Genomic DNA, 656 nt, shown 5'->3' with positions numbered 1-656 from the left:
TTTCCCGTTTTGCTTTCTGGAACCCAAACCAACCCGAGTGGCGGGATTGTCGTAAAAAACACCGTGCTTCTGCTAAACTCGCCGCTCTTATGCAACTGACTGCCTAAACACCAGCGAGAAAACATGCTCAAACGCTTGCTAAACCTGTTCACCTCCGGCGCCAAGGATTCCAGCAAGGCATCCAGTATCCGCAATAGTGACGGTGCCGTCCTGATTCCACGCGACCAGCACAGCATCTCCCGCAAGAACATCAGCCCTGCGGCGATCAAGATCATCAAACAATTGGAAGACGCCGGTTTTGCTGCCTATTTGGTCGGTGGCGGTGTGCGCGACCTCCTACTCGGTAACAGCCCCAAAGATTTTGATGTAGCTACCAACGCCAAGCCCGAAGAAGTAAAACGTATCTTCCGCAGTGCGCGTATCGTCGGCCGCCGCTTTCAGATAGTCCATGTGCGCATGGGGCGCGAGGTTATCGAAGTCACCACCTTCCGCGGTCACCACGAAGAATCATCCAGCGTGCGCAGTGAAGACGGCATGTTGCTGCGCGACAATGTCTATGGCACGCTCGAAACCGACGCAATGCGCCGTGACTTCACCGTCAACGCGCTCTATTACACGCTCAAAGACTTCTCCGTCATCGACTACTGCAATGGCAT

1 pseudogene is annotated in these 656 nt (G+C 54.4%); it reads left to right on the top strand.

The annotated features are described in order from the left end of the window. Window positions 1–123: 123 nt before the first annotated feature. A pseudogene (locus ACWA6V_RS16650) lies at window positions 124–656 on the top strand (polynucleotide adenylyltransferase PcnB); the annotation flags it as partial.

The sequence above is a fragment of the Cellvibrio sp. genome, from assembly GCF_053579595.1.
This window is presented reverse-complemented; position numbering and strand designations above follow the sequence as displayed.